Source organism: Streptococcus mitis, from assembly GCF_946190325.1.
Taxonomy (GTDB): domain Bacteria; phylum Bacillota; class Bacilli; order Lactobacillales; family Streptococcaceae; genus Streptococcus; species Streptococcus mitis_CF.
In genome coordinates this window covers 1-16,392 of sequence record NZ_CAMHZR010000011.1, presented here as the reverse complement: position 1 = coordinate 16,392, position 16,392 = coordinate 1, and the positions used below count along the sequence as shown (strand labels likewise).

At 41.2% G+C, this 16,392-nt stretch carries 14 protein-coding genes, 1 tRNA gene and 1 pseudogene; 3 read left to right on the top strand and 13 right to left on the bottom strand.

The annotated features are described in order from the left end of the window. Positions 1-156: 156 nt before the first annotated feature. From N8M95_RS08910 to patA, 6 genes are all read right to left on the bottom strand, one after another. Positions 157-591, bottom strand: coding sequence for a cytidine deaminase family protein (locus N8M95_RS08910; RefSeq protein ID WP_000355915.1), 435 nt, complete (start codon positions 589-591; stop codon positions 157-159). A gap of 13 nt (positions 592-604) precedes the next feature. Then, the gene (gene gltX, locus N8M95_RS08905; protein ID WP_024056875.1) at positions 605-2,065 is read right to left on the bottom strand and encodes a glutamate--tRNA ligase; all 1,461 of its coding nucleotides are present in this window, start codon (positions 2,063-2,065) and stop codon (positions 605-607) included. Positions 2,066-2,192: 127 nt separating this feature from the next. Further along, complete coding sequence (locus tag N8M95_RS08900; protein WP_000018268.1) at positions 2,193-3,542, bottom strand: glucose-6-phosphate isomerase; 1,350 nt, start codon at positions 3,540-3,542, stop codon at positions 2,193-2,195. A gap of 169 nt (positions 3,543-3,711) precedes the next feature. Continuing rightward, positions 3,712-4,401, bottom strand: a complete 690-nt coding sequence (locus tag N8M95_RS08895; protein WP_000124770.1) for a gamma-glutamyl-gamma-aminobutyrate hydrolase family protein — start codon at positions 4,399-4,401, stop codon at positions 3,712-3,714. 137 nt (positions 4,402-4,538) lie between these two features. Beyond that, positions 4,539-6,305 carry an ABC transporter ATP-binding protein gene (patB, locus tag N8M95_RS08890; RefSeq protein WP_247949761.1) on the bottom strand — a complete coding sequence of 589 codons (1,767 nt, stop codon included), beginning with the start codon at positions 6,303-6,305 and terminating at the stop codon, positions 4,539-4,541. Between the two features lies 1 nt (position 6,306). Next, a complete protein-coding gene (gene patA, locus N8M95_RS08885; RefSeq protein ID WP_020903405.1) occupies positions 6,307-8,013 on the bottom strand; it encodes a multidrug efflux ABC transporter subunit PatA in 1,707 nt (568 codons plus the stop codon). Positions 8,014-8,217: 204 nt separating this feature from the next. Here patA and N8M95_RS08880 point away from each other — a divergent pair, with 204 nt between their 5' ends. Both N8M95_RS08880 and galU read left to right on the top strand, forming a co-directional pair. Beyond that, positions 8,218-9,234 (top strand): NAD(P)H-dependent glycerol-3-phosphate dehydrogenase, encoded by a 1,017-nt coding sequence (locus N8M95_RS08880; RefSeq protein ID WP_120719271.1) that lies wholly within the window; start codon positions 8,218-8,220, stop codon positions 9,232-9,234. A 21-nt stretch (positions 9,235-9,255) separates the two neighbouring features. Further along, entirely contained in the window at positions 9,256-10,155 is a 900-nt protein-coding gene (gene galU / locus N8M95_RS08875) for a UTP--glucose-1-phosphate uridylyltransferase GalU (protein ID WP_120719272.1), read from the top strand. Positions 10,156-10,295: 140 nt separating this feature from the next. Here the strand turns inward: galU and N8M95_RS08870 are convergent, their stop codons facing one another. The 6 genes from N8M95_RS08870 to N8M95_RS08845 all read right to left on the bottom strand — a co-directional run bounded on the left by N8M95_RS08870 (position 10,296) and on the right by N8M95_RS08845 (position 15,404). Further along, positions 10,296-10,826, bottom strand: coding sequence for an ATP-binding protein (locus N8M95_RS08870; protein WP_261117058.1), 531 nt, complete (start codon positions 10,824-10,826; stop codon positions 10,296-10,298). A 330-nt stretch (positions 10,827-11,156) separates the two neighbouring features. Further along, positions 11,157-11,834, bottom strand: a complete 678-nt coding sequence (locus N8M95_RS08865; protein WP_261117057.1) for a rhomboid family intramembrane serine protease — start codon at positions 11,832-11,834, stop codon at positions 11,157-11,159. Continuing rightward, positions 11,818-12,357 (bottom strand): 5-formyltetrahydrofolate cyclo-ligase, encoded by a 540-nt coding sequence (locus N8M95_RS08860; protein ID WP_261117056.1) that lies wholly within the window; start codon positions 12,355-12,357, stop codon positions 11,818-11,820. Before N8M95_RS08860 ends, N8M95_RS08865 begins: the two co-directional genes overlap by 17 nt. Before the next feature lie 11 nt (positions 12,358-12,368). Further along, a complete protein-coding gene (locus N8M95_RS08855; protein ID WP_261117055.1) occupies positions 12,369-13,499 on the bottom strand; it encodes an N-acetyldiaminopimelate deacetylase in 1,131 nt (376 codons plus the stop codon). Positions 13,500-13,565: 66 nt separating this feature from the next. Beyond that, entirely contained in the window at positions 13,566-14,264 is a 699-nt protein-coding gene (gene dapD / locus N8M95_RS08850; RefSeq protein WP_261117054.1) for a 2,3,4,5-tetrahydropyridine-2,6-dicarboxylate N-acetyltransferase, read from the bottom strand. 228 nt (positions 14,265-14,492) lie between these two features. Continuing rightward, positions 14,493-15,404: a DMT family transporter gene (locus N8M95_RS08845; RefSeq protein WP_261117053.1), complete on the bottom strand. Its 912-nt coding sequence runs from the start codon at positions 15,402-15,404 to the stop codon at positions 14,493-14,495. A gap of 306 nt (positions 15,405-15,710) precedes the next feature. Here N8M95_RS08845 and N8M95_RS08840 point away from each other — a divergent pair. Beyond that, positions 15,711-16,247, top strand: a pseudogene (locus N8M95_RS08840) (transposase); the annotation flags it as partial. Positions 16,248-16,316: 69 nt separating this feature from the next. Here the strand turns inward: N8M95_RS08840 and N8M95_RS08835 are convergent. Further along, a tRNA-Pro gene (locus N8M95_RS08835) sits at positions 16,317-16,390 on the bottom strand. Positions 16,391-16,392 lie beyond the last annotated feature (2 nt).

The following is a 16,392-nucleotide window of genomic DNA, read 5'->3' as shown; positions in this document are numbered from 1 at the left end:
TGTTACCGCCGTGAAAAGGCGGTGTCTTAACCCCTTGACCAACGGACCAGAGTTGTTTTCAACTCTTACTATTATACAGACTTTTTCTAACTTGTCAACAACTTTTTTTATCTTTTTTCAAATTAAGTAAAAAGAGCCAGAATTATACTGACTCTTCTATTGATTATTAAACTTAGAAGCACGTTCTTCTCCCCACCAATAGGGCATTAGTTCTGCAACTTTAACCGTCTTTCTTGTATCGTAGTCCATCATGACTTCTGCGTCCTTATTTTCAGCGTTCAACTCTAAGAGGAACTCTCTGCAAGCGCCACAAGGCATACCCGAACTTCCACCATAAGGTGGTTGCTCTCGAAAGGCTAAGACTTTTTTAACCTTAGTTTGTCCCGAAAATTGGTACATATTGAAGAGTGCTGCCCGCTCTGCGCAGAGATGGAAAACACCACAGGTTCCCTCCATACAGAATCCTGTAAATATTTGTCCATCTTCTGCTTCTACTGCGGCAACGACATGATTCGCATAAACAAAATCAGATACTTCATGTGGATTATACAATTTCTGTGCTTCTTCGTACATCTTTTCCCAGATGTCCATTATTACATCCTTCTTATTTAGAGATTTCTTTTAACATATTTTCGATATGCTGGATTGATTTTTTACGGCCTAACAAAAAGATCGTATCTGGCAATTCTGGACCATGCATTTCACCTGAAACAGCAATACGAATAGGCATGAAAAGATTTTTCCCTTTAATACCTGTTTCTTTTTGGACAGCTTTGATTTGTGGGAAAATATTTTCTGTCACAAATTCTGCATCTGTCATCGCTTCAAGTTTTGCTTTAAAGGCTTCAAGAACTGTTGGGACTGTTTCACCCGCCATGACTTCACGCTCTGCTTCGGTCAATTCTGGGAAATCTGAGAAGAAGAGATCTGTCAATGGGATAATCTCATCTACTGATTTCATTTGTGGTTTATAGAGCTCAACTAATTTTTCAGCCTTGTCAGTTAAACGGCCTGCTTCCTCTAAGAATGGTTTTGCCATTTCAAAGATAGTTTCTAGGTCTGCATTCTTGATATAATCATTGCTCATCCAGTCGAGTTTTTTCTGGTCAAAGGCTGCTGGAGACTTGCTCAGGCGGTTTTCATCGAAAAGTTTAATGAGTTCTTCACGAGAGAAGATTTCATCTTCGCCACCTGGGTTCCAACCAAGAAGAGCAATAAAGTTAAAGACTGCTTCTGGTAAATAACCTTTTTTACGGTAGTCTTCGATAAACTGAAGGGTGTTGGTGTCACGTTTAGACAATTTTTTCCCAGTTTCAGAGTTGATAATCAAGGTCATATGACCGAACTCTGGAGCTTCCCAACCAAGTGCTTCATAGACCATAAGCTGTTTTGGTGTATTAGCAATGTGGTCATCTCCACGGATTACGTGAGAAATTTGCATATCATGGTCATCGATGACAACGGCAAAGTTGTAAGTTGGGTAACCGTCTTTCTTTTGGATAACCCAGTCACCACCAATATTGCCACCTTCAAATTCGATATCACCTTTAACCATATCATGCCACTTGTAGATACCTGACTCATTGACCGCCAAACGAACTGTTGGAATGATACCAGCTGCTTCACGTTCTGCGATGTAAGCTGCTTTTTCTTCTTCACTCATACCAAGGTATTCGTTAATGTAGCGAGGTGTTTCACCAGCTGCTTCTTGGCGTTCGCGTTCAGTTGCCAACTCTTCTTCTGTAACGTAAGATTTGTAGGCTTTTCCTTCAACTAGCAATTGATCGATGAATTTTTGATACAAGTCCAAACGCTCAGACTGGCGGTAATTTTCATGTGTTTCTGGGCTTTCATCCCAATCCATACCTAACCAACGAAGGTTTTCAAGTTGTGAACGTTCACCATCTTCGACATGGCGTTTACGGTCAGTATCTTCGATACGGATAATAAAAGTTCCACCATGATGACGTGCGTAAAGGTAGTTGAACAATGCTGTACGGGCATTCCCGATGTGTAGTAGTCCTGTTGGACTTGGTGCGTAACGTACGCGGATATCTTTTGACATAGTTTCTCCTATAAAGTCTCTAGGCGTCTGCCTTTTTGCTCTCTATATTATATCACAAGTCTTGGCTGAGGCCAATTTCTATGGATAAAGAGAGTAAAAAGAGTGGACAAGCCACTCTTTTCTTCTATTATAGACGTGCGTTAAGTTCTTTGCTCAATTCTTCAAATCCTGGTTTTCCAAGAAGGGCAAACATGTTACGTTTGTAAGCTTCAACACCTGGTTGGTCAAATGGGTTGATAGCATTCAAGTAACCTGAAAGAGCGATAGCCAATTCGAAGAAGTAGATTGTGTAACCAAGAGTGAAAGCATCTTGCTCTGGAAGAGTCACGTACATGTTTGGTACATCACCGTCTGTGTGGGCAAGAAGAACACCGTCAGTTGCTTTTTTGTTTACAAAGTCAACGTCTTTTCCTTGAAGGTAACCAAGTCCATCAAGGTCTTCTTCCAAGCTAGGGATAATCACGTTTTTACGAGGTTTGTCAACACGGACAACTGTTTCAAACATGATACGAGTTCCTTCTTGGATAAATTGACCAAGTGAGTGCAAGTCAGTTGAGAAGTTGGCTGAAGTTGGGTAGATACCTTTTTGGTCTTTTCCTTCTGATTCACCAGCCAATTGTTTCCACCATTCTGAGAAGTATTGAAGTGATGGCTCGTAGTTTACCAAGATCTCAGTTGCATAGCCTTTACGGTAAAGGATGTTACGAACTGCTGCGTATTGGTAAGCTTCGTTTTCAGAGATTTTATCTGAAGTGTAGTCTTTGCGAGCTGCATTCGCACCTTCCATAAGGGCTTTGATGTCAGCTCCTGATGCTGCGATTGGAAGCAAACCAACGGCTGTCAATACTGAGAAGCGTCCACCGATATCATCTGGAACAACAAATGTTTCCCAACCGTTAGCATCTGCTTCAACCTTAACAGCGCCTTTTTGGCGGTCAGTTGTTGCATAGATACGTTTGTTTGCTTCTTCTTGACCGTATTTCTTAACCAAAAGTTCTTTGAAGACACGGAAAGCGATAGCTGGTTCAGTTGTTGTACCTGATTTAGAAATCACGTTTACCGAGAAGTCTTTGTCAGCTACGTACTCTACCAAGTCAGCAAGGTAAGTAGATGAGATTGAGTTTCCTGCGTAAAGGATTTGTGGAGCCTTGCGTTCTTCTTTTGTTTGCAAGTTTGCAAAGTGGTGGTTCAAGAAGTCGATTGCTGCTTTCGCACCAAGGTAAGATCCACCGATACCGATTACAACCAAAACATCGCTGTCTGATTTGATTTGCTCAGCAGCTTTCAAGATGCGGTCAAATTCTTCGCGGTCATAGTTTTCAGGAAGGTCCAACCATCCCAAGAAGTCGCTACCAGCACCAGTTCCTTTACGGATCAATTCATCTGCTGCTGTTACTTGTGATTGCATGTATTCCACTTCATGTGGTGCAACAAATTTGTCTAAAACTTTTGAATAATCAAATTTAATATGTGACATGTTATTCCTCCAATATTTCTTCTTTTCTATCATAACGCTTACCTTCGTTTTTTTCAAGTTTTTTGTCGAATTTCTCCAATTTTTATCAGAATTCAAACGTTTGCGTAAAAATCCCACATTCCAAAAATTTTGAAAAAATAAAAGAAAGAACGACTAGATGTTCCAGTCGTTACAGTTCATTCAATAAATACTCAAATAATTCTAAATTGCCATCTTCTTCATTAACCAGAAACTCTGGATGCCACTGCAAACCAATAATGCGGTGCTCATCGATAGACTCAATCGCTTCGATGGTCTGGTCTCTTGGGTCAATAGCAGTTACACGGAAATTAGGTGCCAAATCTTTAATACTCTGACGATGAACGGAATTAACTTGACTTTCTTTTCCAAATAACTTAGCCACCACACTTCCTTCTACTGTCTCAATAGAATGAGATGTCCCGAAAGGTAGTCCTTGCCAGTGGCCTTCGATTTCTTGATTGAGAGTTCCCCCAAAGGCAACATTGACAAGTTGGACACCGCGACAGATTGCCATGATTGGTTTATTCTGACGAAGCGCTTCTTTCAAGAGCGCCAATTCAAATTCGTCACGCACTAGGTTGTAATCATCACTCTCGATGGTCTTTTTCTCTCCATAAAACTGAGGATGGACATTTTGACCGCCTGTCAAGATAAGTTTGTCAATCATTTCTACATAATCGCGAACAACTGACTCATCACCAACAGGAATGACTAAAGGGAGACCACCGACTTGACGAATGCTCTCTGCGAATCTACAAGATACAGATGAATGAATGTTTTTGCCCTCTGCGTCTACGGGACATAGATTTGCAGCAACTCCTACAACCGTTCTAGCCATGATGCCTCTCCTTTCGAATGTTAACGATAGTCTTATCATATCACTCAAAATGACTTTCGTCTAATATGTTTTTTTTAAGGCTGTGATAAATATTTTTTATGGACAAGAAAAAGCTGCCCAAGGGGACAACTTTTTTCTTATTCAAAAACAAATTGATTGTGATAGAGTTCTGAATAGAAGCCACCCAGTTTCAAGAGTTCATGGTGGCTACCGCGTTCAATGACTTCTCCATCTTTAAGGACAATAATCTGGTCTGCATTGAGGATAGTCTTCAAACGATGGGCAATGACGAAACTAGTTCTGCCTGCTACAACCGCCTCCATGGCATGCTGAATCTTGCTTTCTGTCACAGTATCTACGTTCGAAGTGGCTTCATCGAGAATGAGAACCTCTGGATCTGTCATCAGGGTTCGAGCGATAGAAATCAATTGCTTTTGTCCTGTCGAGAAGATGCTCTGGTCATCATCTATAAGAGTATCGTACTTATCAGGCAAGCTTTCGATGTAGTCGTGAATATGGGTTGCCTTGGCTGCTGCCTCAACCATTTCTTGACTAGCATCTGGCACACCAAAACGGATATTGTCTCGAATCGTTCCGCTAAACAAGACCGAATCTTGCAAGACAATTCCCACCTTGCTTCTGAGACTATCTAAATCATAGTCACGGATGTCTTTACCGTCAAAATAAATCCCACCAGCATTAACATCATAAAAGCGATTGATGAGGTTCATAATAGTCGTTTTCCCTGACCCAGTCGGACCAACAACCGCTGTCATCTGGCCTTTAGGAGCAGAAATGCTGACATCTTTCAAAATGGGTTTATCAGGCAAGTATGAAAAATCAATATGACTAATTTCAACACCTTCTTGCAACTGAGTGAAGGTCGGAGCATTTTTAGGTCGAATTTCTTCCTCTGAATCAAACATTTCCTGAATCCGTTCAGCACCTGTAAAGGCTAACTGAAGGCTTCCCCAACTTGCCGCAACTTGAATAATAGGCTGGTAGTACTGCTGTGAAAATTGGGCAAACATAACAATCAAACCTAGGGCTGTACTTGTTTCAATAGACTTATCATTCAAAAGTACAGCTGAACCAGCAAAGATGACGATGGCTGTGTTGACCAGACTCATCCCATTCATGACAGGGAAAAGAATTCCTGAGAACATTCTTCCTTTAAAGGTTGCCTTGCGCACGCGCTCATTTTGTTCAAGAAATCCTGCCATCATATCCTCTTGAATACCTTGCACAATCACGGCTTTTTGACCTGAGATACTTTCATCCATATAGGCATTGAGCTTCCCTACCTCTTTCTGCTGGAGGTTGGTATATTTCCGTGCCATTTTCACGATAAAAATCAGCATGAGAAAGGCCACTGGTGTACTGGCAATAGTGATGAGGGCCAGCGTCACATTTCTCGAAAACATGACAAGAATCAGACCAATGTATAGAACGATGTTGCTCATGACCTGAATCAAGCTTTCGTTAAAAGCTTGGAGGATATTATCCAAATCACTGGTAAAACGAGACAGGATATCGCCATCTTGTCGGCGGTCAAAGAAAGAAACAGTCAACCGAGCAAGCTTGCCAAAGAGGCCTTTGCGCATCTCGTTGGTCGATTCTGCAATCACGCGCGTCATGAGACACATGTATATCACACTGGAGATAAATAGAACCAAAACTAGCAGACCAAGATTGACCATGATTCCTGATAGGCTTTGCCAAACAAGTTCTGGATTGCCATTTTGATAAGCTTGAACTAAATTAGCTAACTCTGTTACCGCTTGTCCAGAAAATACCGGAAAGAGAGCTTGGGCAAGAGTCGCCAGAACAATCATCAGGATAACAACTACAAATGATAGCTTATAGACTTTAAAATAATTCCAAAAAAATTGAACTGTCTTCATTTTACTCCTCCTTTCCTTTCTGTGTTTCGTAGATTTCACGGTAAACGGAATTGTTGGCAACCAAGTCTGCATGCGTACCTTGACCAATCAATCGTCCTTGATCTAGAACCAAGATTTTATCTGCATGAACAACCGAGCTAATCTTTTGAGCGATGATAATGGTTGTCGTTCCCTTCAAGTCCTTATTCAAGGCTTCCTGAACCAGGCGCTCTGACTTGGCATCCAAGGCTGAGGTCGAATCGTCAAAAATCAGAATACGTGGATTGCTGACAATTCCACGGGCAATCGACATCCTTTGTTTTTGCCCACCTGAAAAGTTGGTTCCCCTTTCTTCAACTGGACTTTCAAAGGTTTTCTCCATACGATGAATGAATTCACTGGCTTGAGCAATATTGGCTGCGCGCTCCATTTCAAATAAAGTAGCATCTCCCTTACCCTGTCTCAAGTTATCTGCAATCGTTCCACTAAAGAGAATGGCACGTTGGAGAACGATAGAAACTGTTTTACGCAGGGTTCCTTCACTCACTTCTCGAATATCCTTGCCTCCAATTTTGATAGCACCCTCCTGTGGGTCAAAGAGACGTGGAATCAATTGAGCCAAGGTTGATTTTCCTGCACCAGTCGCTCCAACGACACCAACCATTTGTCCAGGTTCGACAGTAAAGCTCACATCTTTCAACATCGGTTCCTTATCCATTGGATAGGTAAAGGTCACATTTTCAAAGCTAAGACTTCCGACCAAGTCTTCATCTGGGACATCCTTGAAGGTCATGGCTGGCTCTGCGTCAAGAATTTCTCGAATACGACGCATAGAAATCATAGCACGACTGACAGAATTTCCCAAAAATCCAACCATAATAATAGTAAAGATAATCTGGCTTAGGTAATTAACAAAGGAAGCAATGGAGCCAACAACCGATGGATCCGATTGAACCATCCCTGCAACTAGCCAAATAGAGAGGAAAACCGCCCCATAACCGACCAACATCATGACAGGTTCCACTACTGAAAAGGCATATCCGATGTAAAGGTTTTGACCGAGAAGCTCGTCTGAAACCTCCGTAAACTTAGCAAACTGCTCTTTTTCTTGGACAAAGGACTTGACCACACGAACACCGCGTAGATTTTCCTTGGCAATGGCATTGATGCGCTCAAGAAGTGTTTGAAACTTGGCAAAACGAGGCCCCATCATTCCCATCATGACAGCTGTCAAGCCAAAAATCAAGATTACCATTAGAACAATCACCCACCACAGAGAAGGTAAGGTTTGAACAGCCAAGATAAAGGAACCGATGAACAAGAGGGGGAGCCTGAACAGAATTTGAAAGGTCATCATGACGACGTTCTGAATCTGGTTGATATCATTTGTCATGCGAACGACTAGATTTCCCGCATTAAATTGTTCAATATTGGCATAAGAAAAGGTTTGGATTTTACGGAAGGCATCCTCTCGAAGGTCAGATGAAACTCCTTGGGCAATATAGGCTGCGAGGACAACGTTGAGCCCACCAGCAACCAGACCGACCAAAGCCACACTAATCAACCAAGCCCCGATACTATAAATGGCTTCATATTTCCCAGCAAGGAGGGCGTCTAAGACTTCCTGCAGATAACGCGGTTGCAAAAGTGAACTAGCAACCATCAAGCCTGTCATCAGAAGCGAAGCCAAGGCCTGCCACTTGTAGGTTTTTATTTTCTGAATTAGCATACTTTCTCCTTAAAAAATAGACAAAAGGGAGCGACAATGTGTCAGCTCCTTTTCATTCTGTTTGTGTGATGCTATTCTAGCAAAAAAGTGGGGACTTGTCAAAGAAGTATCCTTGATACAAATTAGTGCGCTTTCATCTACAGTAATGCATGATAAAGGTTTTTATGGTAAAATAGTAAAAAGAAGGTTATAAAGGAGGGGAATATGAAAAAACAAACCATCGCCGTCTTGGGGCCTGGTTCTTGGGGAACTGCCCTTTCACAAGTCTTAAATGACAATGGACACGACGTACGTATTTGGGGAAACATTCCCGAGCAAATCAATGAAATTAATACCTATCATACTAACAAACACTACTTTAAAGATGTCGTTCTAGATGAAAATATCATTGCCTACACCGATTTATCAGAGGCACTGAAAGATGTAGATGCGATTTTGTTTGTTGTCCCAACAAAAGTAACACGACTTGTTGCCCAACAAGTTGCAAAAACCTTAGACCATAAGGCTATTATCATGCACGCATCAAAGGGATTAGAACCTGATAGCCATAAACGATTATCAACCATCCTTGAAGAAGAAATTCCTGAACATCTCCGCAGTGATATTGTCGTTGTTTCAGGTCCTAGTCATGCAGAAGAGACCATTGTGCGTGACCTAACGTTAATCACCGCTGCTTCTAAAGACTTACAAACAGCTCAATACGTTCAGGAGCTCTTTAGTAATCACTACTTCCGACTTTATACCAATACGGATGTTATCGGAGTCGAAACTGCTGGCGCTCTCAAAAATATTATTGCTGTCGGTGCCGGTGCTTTACATGGTCTGGGATTTGGTGACAATGCCAAGGCAGCCATTATCGCTCGAGGTTTGGCAGAAATTACTCGTCTAGGGGTAGCACTCGGAGCCAATCCATTGACCTATAGTGGCTTATCTGGTGTAGGAGACCTGATTGTAACGGGAACCTCCATCCACTCTCGTAACTGGAGAGCCGGAGATGCTCTTGGTCGTGGAGAATCTCTAGCTGATATCGAAGCTAATATGGGCATGGTGATTGAAGGAATTTCAACGACTCGAGCAGCCTATGAACTAGCGCAAGAACTTGGAGTCTATATGCCAATTACACAAGCCATTTACCAAGTTATTTACCACGGAACCAATATCAAAGATGCCATTTATGACATCATGAACAATGAATTTAAAGCAGAAAATGAGTGGTCTTAACCCTCTAAAGAAAGGATACTTATGACATCAAAAGTTAGAAAGGCAGTCATCCCTGCCGCTGGGCTTGGAACTCGATTTTTACCAGCAACAAAGGCCCTTGCCAAAGAAATGTTACCAATTGTAGATAAACCAACTATCCAGTTTATCGTAGAAGAAGCTCTTAAATCAGGTATTGAAGATATTCTGGTTGTTACTGGTAAATCAAAACGTTCTATTGAAGACCACTTTGACTCAAACTTTGAGCTTGAGTACAACCTCAAAGAAAAAGGCAAGCATGACTTGCTAAAATTGGTAGACGAAACAACTGGCATTCGCCTTCACTTTATCCGTCAAAGCCATCCTCGTGGTCTTGGAGATGCTGTCTTACAAGCAAAAGCTTTTGTGGCGAATGAACCCTTCGTTGTCATGCTTGGTGACGACCTAATGGATATCACAGATGACAACGCTGTACCTTTGACAAAACAATTGATGAACGATTACGAGACAACCCACGCATCAACAATTGCTGTCATGCCTGTTCCTCATGAAGACGTTTCAGCATATGGAGTTATCGCTCCTCAAGGTGAAGGAATTAATGGTCTCTATAGCGTCGAAACTTTCGTAGAAAAACCAGCTCCAGAAGATGCTCCAAGTGATTTGGCAATCATCGGACGCTATCTGCTCACACCAGAAATTTTTGAGATCCTCGAAAATCAAGCTCCCGGTGCTGGAAATGAAATCCAGCTTACCGACGCTATTGATACGCTTAATAAAACACAACGTGTTTTCGCCCGTGAATTTACAGGAGCTCGTTACGACGTTGGGGATAAGTTTGGCTTTATGAAAACATCTATTGACTATGCCCTCAAACACCCACAAGTCAAAGATGACTTGAAAGATTACCTCATCCAATTGGGAAAAGAATTGGCTGAGAGGGAATAGAATTAGTTTCCAGTTAATAAATTAAGTCTCCAGCAAGTTGACTCTGGAGACTTAATTATTTTACAAATTTACATACAATTTAAAGATTTATGAGATATGTCTCTAAATCTACCAACTCAACTTCGATCCTTAATGATGGATTACAGATTTTCAATCAAAAATCGATTTGAAGTTTTAATGATATTTGCTATTTTGGGGACGTCTAAATCATCTGTATACAGAAAATGTTTTTCCTTCTCCTTATTTTTAGCTAGAAACTCACTTCTTGCTTGTATTGATAAGTTGCCCACTCTTTCAATTTCTTTTCGAGAATCATCCCTATCTTTCAAGGTTTTTTCTTCGGCCATTAAGACACAATATTTTAGACCAATTTGTTTTTCTTTTAAGAAAGAAGCAATTTTCTTCAGTTGGTATTCAAAAATAACATACTCTATTACGACAGAGATGCCTCGAGTTATAAAATTATTTGTCAAGCTGATGATATTGTCCCAAAACAAATCCATGTAATAGCCCTCATCTTCCCAGGGAGCCACTATGCCACCTTTAATCATTAAGTAAATCAAATCCCCCTCTATAACTGCACTTTTATCAAAAGAATAAGCTAACTCTTTACTAACAGTACTTTTCCCAACGCCTGGGGGGCCTGAAATAATGTAAACAAAATTTTCCAACTTTATACCTCTTTTATTCTAATAATTCTTCAATCAATTTCTAATATTATAACATTTTCTATTTTTAAAATATATAATAAGACTGATACAACACTATATTCTAGAAACTTACGATACAAAAGAAATAAAAAAGCACACCATTCTCAATTTTCTGCAAAAAAACTTATTTACAAATGATTTCTTCGCGATAGAATGGGCGCTCACTTTCTCAAATCATCTACACACAAAGACTTATTTTTAGAGCTGTGTTGGTTCGAATAGTTCCAAAACCATTAAAAGCTACTCATTTTTTAAGTAGCTTTTTTCTTATTCAAGTTTACATATTAGTCGTCACAACCCCATTCCCTTGTAGAAAAGCAAAACTGCGAGTCCTACGAATAACACTACCGCTCCTAACCTCTGGCTGGTACCATACATCCTTCTTTCTCCTCGAACTGGAAAGATAACTGCTAGAAATGCTCCGCCGACTGCACCACCGATATGGCCTGCTAGGCTGATTCCTGGAATCAGAACACTTCCAATAATGTTAACCACAAAAAGTGTCAGATAAGATTGCCCTAGCTGTTGGATATAAGGATTACGCGTTGCATAGCGAAGAACAATAATCGCAGCAAATAGCCCATAGAGAGAAGTAGAAGCTCCTGCTGCTAAGGATTGGGGACTAAATACAAAAACGAAGAGATTGCCCATCATTCCTGATAAAAGATAGAGAAAGAAAAACTTCTTGGATCCGAAAATTTCCTCTACTTGCCTACCAAGATAATAGAGTGAAAGCATATTAACAATGAAATGCTCCCACCCAATATGAACAAAAATGGCAGAGAAGAGACGCCAAACCTGCTCAGGAAAGAGGCGAATAGCCGGCCCATACATGGCTCCAAATCGAAATAATGTATCCACCCTGTCAAAGTCTCCACCTGTAGTCACCAACATTAGTAGAAATACCAAGGCCGTCACTAAGAGGAAGAAACTCGTCACAGGATAACGTCTATCAAAGATTTCCTTCATCAATCAAAACCTCCTGAACAGGAATATCATGGTTTGCAGGGATAAAGTCCTGAACTTGATAATCATAAACCGTACTCAAAGTATGACCAGAAAAATGTTCCAGATAACGGTCATAATAGCCTCCACCGTATCCTATCCGATATCCTTTCGTCGTAAAAGCCAGACCAGGAACATGAATCAAATCAATCTGAGAGGCATCCACCACTTCCAAATCTCCCTGTGGTTCCAGTAAGCCAAAGGAAGTTTTTACCAACTGTTGCGGATCATAGACCACAAAGTCCATGCGCCCCTTGGGATAAGTTTTGGGTATCAAAACCTTCTTGCCGTCCTTCAGCGCCTGCTCAATCAGTTCCTGCGTTTGAAACTCATGAGGAAAAGAGAGGTAGCTTGCGATGACCTTAGCTTCTTGGTAGAAGGGATGGTGTAAAAGTCGCTCAGTTAAAGCTTGGTCTATAAATTGTTTTTGCTCTCGAGGTAAAGCCTTCATTTCTTGTAAGACTTGCTTACGTAATTCCGATTTCATAGACAACCCCTCTACTCTGCTGCCTTCTTTTTGAGGAAACTAGAGACCGCATCCACCCCAATAGCTAAGGCTTCTTCCTTAGGACTCATCTGAGGGTGATGAAGGGCGTAGGGACTATCAATACCTAGCCAGAACATAACGCCATCAACTTTTGAAAGGAGGTAACCAAAGTCTTCACCTGTCATAGCAGGTTCGATATCAATCAACTCGATTCCGTCTTTTTCTTCAAAGAAGTCCATCAGTTCACGCGCCAAGGCTGGATGGTTCTCAACAGGCAGGTAACCACCTTGTTTGAGTTCCACTTCGACTTCCATATCGAAGGCAGCTGCAACTCCTTCTGCAACTGTTTTGACCCGCTTTTGTACCAAGAGACTCATGTCCTGAGTCAAGGCCCGAATAGTTCCATGTAAAAAGGCTGTGTCTGTGATGACATTGTTGGTTGTTCCGGCTTGGAAAAGACCAAAGGTCACCACTGCTCCCTCGATTGGGTTGACATTACGGCTGACAACTGACTGCACCTGGGTCACAAAGTAACTAGCCGCCACCAAGGCGTCATTAGCTTCATGTGGAAAGGCTGCATGTCCTCCTTTGCCTTTGAAACGGATCTTCACCTCGCAAGTACCTGCAAAGAGTGTATGAGTATTGGTCGCAATCTGTCCAACCTTCAAATCTGGCCGAACATGAAGCCCATAAAACTGGTCTGGCAACCAGTCTCCAAAAGCGCCATCCTCATACATGAGCATGCCACCAGCTTCATTTTCTTCAGCAGGTTGAAACAGAAAGAGCAGATTGTTCTTTGGTTGCTCCTCAAGGGCTCGCTCAAGACAGCCTAAAGCAATAGTCATGTGGAAATCATGGCCACAAGCATGCATACGATCTTGATGCAGAGAAGCGAAGGGCAGGCCTGTTTGTTCGACAATAGGCAGGCCATCAATATCTGTCCGCCAACCAATGGTACGCTCTGGCTGACTTCCCTGTAAATAGACCAAAATCCCTGTTCGCCAAGTACGAACTTGAACAAAATTCTTGCCCGCAGTCAATTTCTCAATCACATCCAGCAGATAAGCCTGAGTCTTGAACTCCTCCAAGCCAATCTCTGGAATCTGGTGCAAATCCCGTCTAGTCTGAATCAAATCTAACATCTATCTTTCCTCCTATATAGCAGAAAGAGGCTGGAAAAGGGTTCCGCCTCTATTTTTCTTTTACAATTACAAGGTACGAAGCGCATCCTCTAGCGCTGTTTTTTGTTGGGTTTGGGCATCAATCTCTTTGATAATACGAGCTGGAACACCTGCTACTACTACGTTTTCTGGGACATCTTGAGTAACGATAGCTCCTGCAGCGACAACTGAACCACTACCGATTTGAACTCCTTCGATAACCACTGCATTGGCACCAATTAGAACATTGTCTCCAACACGGACTGGTTCTGCGCTAGCTGGCTCAATCACACCCGCCAAAACTGCACCTGCACCAACGTGACTGTTTTTCCCCACGATGGCACGTCCACCAAGGATAGCACCCATGTCAATCATAGTTCCTGCACCAATTTCAGCACCGATATTGATGACTGCTCCCATCATGATAACAGCATTGTCACCAATTTCAACCTGATCACGGATAATAGCACCTGGCTCGATACGAGCATTGATAGTACGTTTATCTAGCAAAGGAACGGCAGAATTACGAGCATCTTGCTCAACAACATAGTCTTGATTTTCTACCAAACCATCGAGAAGCGGAGCCACGTCCTTCCAGTCTCCGAATAGGATATTCCCTAATTTTACAACAGAGCTAGGTACAGCAATTGCGAGTTGTCCCTCAAAGGTTACTTTCACACTGGTTTTCTTTTCAGCGTTGGCGATAAATTGGATAATTTCTTGAGCGTTCATTTTTGTGGCAGTCATAGGCGCCTCCTAGTTCATTTTAATGATACCTATTCTACCAAAAAAGGCCTCAAATTTGAAGCCTTTTTGTTTGTTTTTAGGTATGATTTTTAGGGATGTGAGATAAAACCTGCTGTCGGTAAAAGCAAGCCCCTACCGATACAACCTAAAAACACTCTTCACAACTATCTTCCCGTGTTTTATTGACTATTCTAGTATAGCACACTTTTAGAATTAAGAACAGACTTTTTATTTACTTTCTTTCGCTTCTTCTATCGATAGGAAAATCATAGGTGAAATAATCAAGCCCATTGCTAGAAGAAGTGACCAATCCACTACCAAGCCTAAAAACAAAACACTCAGCAGGGCAGAAGAGAGGGGTTCACTGGCACTGATAACGGAAACCACCAAAGGAGAAACCAAGGACACAGCCTTCATGGAAATAAAAAAAGCAAAAGCCGTCCCAAAGAAAGCGATGATAAGACAAATCAAAATACTCCAAATATCAAGAGTAAAGGAAAGCTGATAGACCGGCGATAGAACATTGCTAAATAAACCTGCCAAAATCATCCCCCACCCAACTGTGGGAACAAAACCGTACCTCTTAGCGAAAGGTTGAGGTAAGATAACATTAAACATAACCCCCATGGCACTCAGCAGACCTGTTATAAGGGCTAGTGGAGTCATAGATAACTGAGATAGATCTCCCTTAGTCGCCATCAAGCAAACACCCAGCATGGCAACCAAAACATAAAAAATAGCACTTTTTGATGCTCTTTTTTTATAAATTAAGCGATTGTAAAAGAGGATAAAGACAGGGCTAATAAACTGTAAAATAGTTGCTGTCGCTGCATTTGAGTATTCTACACAGAGATAGAAAAAATACTGAACTGAAAAAATCCCCAAAATAGAATAGGCTAAAAAGGGCAGGTAATTTTTCTTATCTCGCCAAATATCTAGCACTTGCGATTTTAATTGCACTGCAGACCAAATGAGCACAAGACTCCCTGCCAGTGTCAAACGCATAGAGGTAATCCAGCCAGAGGACACTTGATAATGAGTAAAGAAATATTCTCCTAAAATTCCACAGATGCCCCAGATTAAGCCGGATAGGAGCGAATAAATGGTTCCTTTAACAATTTTTTTCTGATACTGATTCATACCTTTATTGTAACACGAAAGGAAAAAAGAAAAAAGTGGCAATAGAAAGTTATTAGGACTACAATACACTGACTCAAAAAGTTGAATAAATAATTATTGACAGGATTTAATTCTGCACTGGACAAGAGTAAGTCTCGTTAGTTTTACATTAATTCATTTATTATAATAACCAATATAGTTGTAACAACTTATTCTAATTGATTAGGCAATTAAGTGATTTAGTGGTCTTCTTATAGCCATAAAACTTTTCGGATTTCTAGACTCAAGTTAGCACAGTTGACTGGACTGTTTTACTCCATAAATCCTAGCCGTGCTATAAGGCGTGTGCGTGTCCAAATCATGAATCAGTTTAAGCGAAAATCTCATGAATACAAGGCTATCAAGCGTTACTGGAAACTCATTCAACAGGATAGTCATAAACTTAGCGATAAGCGTTTTTATCGCCCTACTTTTCGCATGCACTTAACCAATAAAGAGATTCTAGACAAGCTTTTGAGCTATTCCGAAGACTTGAAAGACCACTATCATCTCTATCAACTCTTGCTTTTCCACTTTCAGAATAAGAACCCGAAGAAATTCTTTGGACTCATTGAGGACAATCTAAAGAAGGTTCATCCTCTTTTTTATACTGTCTTGAAAACCTTTCTGAAATATAAAGAGAAGATTATCAACGCCCTTCAGTTACACTATTCCAACGCAAAATTGGAAGCGACCAATAATCTCATCAAACTGATCAAGCGCAATGCCTTTGATTTTCGGAAATTTGAAAACTTCAAAAAACGGATTTTTATCGCTCAGAATATCAAAAAAGAAAGGACGAAATTTGTCCTTTCTCGAGCTTAGCTTTTCTTCAACCCACTACAGTTGACGAAGAGTAAATAAAAAAGATACCTTAAGTATCCAGATAATTAATCGGGAAGACAGGATTCGAACCTGCGACACCTTGGTCCCAAACCAAGTACTCTACCAAGCTGAGCTACTTCCCGAG